The organism is Streptomyces sp. SID9727 (assembly GCF_010550605.1).
Lineage (GTDB): Bacteria > Actinomycetota > Actinomycetes > Streptomycetales > Streptomycetaceae > Streptomyces.
This window is the reverse complement of record NZ_JAAGNI010000341.1, coordinates 1-2,179: the sequence shown is the minus strand read 5'-3', so window position 1 is coordinate 2,179 and position 2,179 is coordinate 1. Positions and strand designations below refer to the sequence as shown.

At 76.1% G+C, this 2,179-nt stretch carries 2 protein-coding genes; one reads left to right on the top strand and one right to left on the bottom strand.

Annotated features, from left to right (window positions below):
• Positions 1-644, bottom strand: a 644-nt coding sequence (locus G3I41_RS23215; RefSeq protein ID WP_164402321.1) for an FHA domain-containing protein, incomplete at its 3' end; no start/stop codon positions are given.
• A gap of 468 nt (positions 645-1,112) precedes the next feature.
• Between G3I41_RS23215 and G3I41_RS23210 the strand changes: the two genes are divergently transcribed.
• Positions 1,113-2,179: serine/threonine-protein kinase (locus G3I41_RS23210; RefSeq protein WP_164402320.1), on the top strand; the 1,067-nt coding region annotated here is incomplete at its 3' end.

Genomic DNA, 2,179 nt, shown 5'->3' with positions numbered 1-2,179 from the left:
CGGGCGACCCGCAGGTGGCCCTCGCCGTCCGGGGCCGTCGGCAGCACCGGCGGGCGCGTGCCCGAGGCGAGCCGGAGCGTCGACTCGCCGAGCCGCAGCAGCGCCCCCGGGGCCAGCCGGACCGGGCGGTCGTGGACCTCGGCCCCGTCGAGCGAGGTGCCGTTGGTGGAGCCCAGGTCGGCCACGGAGACCCGGCCGTCCTCGGCGACCGTCACCTCGCAGTGCAGCCGGGACACGTCGGGGTCGTCCAGCGGGACGTCGGCCTCGGCCGAGCGGCCGACGCGGACCGTGCCGCCGTGCAGCAGGTGGACCCCGCCCGCGTCGGGACCGGCGACCACCTGGAGCTGGGCGGGGACCGCCTCGTCCGCGGTCTCGTCCTCGCCCGGGACCTGGAGCGAGAGCACCGCGCCGTCGACCAGGGGCGGCTCACCGAGGGCGCAGCGCTGCGCGTCCAGCCGCTCCCGGCCCGCGAAGAGCACCACCGCACCGCTGCCGAGGGAGCCGTCGGGACCGGCGACGGCCATGGCCAGGCCCGACGCGACGGAGGCCAGCGCCGTCCCCGCGGGGGCGGTGACCAGCACATCGCAGGCGCGCGCCGGGGTCTGGCCGCTGGGCGGCGCGAGAACGGTCAGCCGGATCTGCATCGCCGTCAGCGGTCCCTTCTGCGCGCGGCGCCGGCCGGGGGAACGCCCTGTGATTCCCCCCACCCGGCACGGACGCGTCGTCCGGTACAGGTTCGTCACGCACCGCGAGGCTCCCGACCGCGCAGTCGTGCTCCAGGCATCCTCGCACCTGCCGCTGACAACACGCCCGGCGGTCATCAGTTAGTGATCTTGAAACGTCTGCTGTGGCCCCAAAAGCGCGGCATGACCGGTTTCCCGGCGCACGGCTCCGGCAACCATCCGGCCCGGGCGGACGTCTTCCCCCGGGACCCTTCCGTACGGGGAGCGGGGCGCGCCCGCCGGAGGGCGGCGAGCGCGCGCCCGGGCCCACGGACCGGCGAAGCCATCTCGCGGACCCGGCCGGCCTCCCCCGTACAGCCTCTAGAGTGGGCCGGAAACTCCGGGGGTACCCCGGGATCGATCCACCACGACCAGCAGGGAGCGCATGACGTGCGGCCGGTAGGCAGCAAGTACCTCCTGGAGGAGCCGCTGGGACGCGGTGCCACGGGCACCGTCTGGCGCGCCAGCCAGCGCGAGGCGGCGGGCGCCGAGGCGGCCGTGGCCGGCCGGCCCGGCGAGACCGTGGCGATCAAGGTCCTCAAGGAGGAGCTGGCCAACGACGCGGACGTGGTGATGCGGTTCCTGCGGGAACGCTCCGTCCTGTTGCGGCTGACCCACCCCAACATCGTGCGCACCCGCGACCTCGTGGTCGAGGGCGACCTCCTGGCCCTCGTCATGGACCTGATCGACGGCCCCGACCTGCACCGCTACCTGCGCGACAACGGCCCGCTCACCCCGGTCGCCGCCGCGCTGCTCACCGCGCAGATCGCCGACGCGCTCGCCGCCAGCCACGCCGACGGCGTCGTGCACCGCGACCTCAAGCCCGCCAACGTGCTGCTCGCCGACCCCGACGGTGCGATGCGCCCGATGCTCACCGACTTCGGCATCGCGCGCCTCGCCGACTCGCCGGGCCTGACCCGGACCCACGAGTTCGTCGGCACCCCCGCCTACGTGGCGCCGGAGTCCGCCGAGGGCCGCCCGCAGACCTCCGCCGTCGACATCTACGGCGCCGGCATCCTCCTGTACGAGCTGGTCACCGGCCGCCCGCCGTTCGCCGGCGGCACCGCGCTCGAAGTCCTGCACCGGCACCTCAGCGAGGAGCCGCGTCGCCCCAGCACCGTCCCCGAGCCCCTGTGGACCGTCATGGAGCGGTGCCTGAGCAAGGACCCGGACCGCAGGCCGAGCGCGGAGAACCTGGCCCGTGCCCTGCGTACCGTCGCCGACGGCATCGGGGTCCACGCGAGTCCCGCGCAGATCGCCGCCGCCGACGGGGTCGCCGCCCTGCTCGCGCCCGACCCGGCGCCCACCGCCGTACCCGAGATCCCCGGCGCGGCCGACCCGACGCAGGTGCTGCCGAGCAACGCCGGCTCGTACGACCCCAACGGGGTCACCAGCGTCCTGCCGCACGGCGGCGCGCCCGGCGCGGGCCCCCAGGCCGACCCGACCGCCGTCCTGCC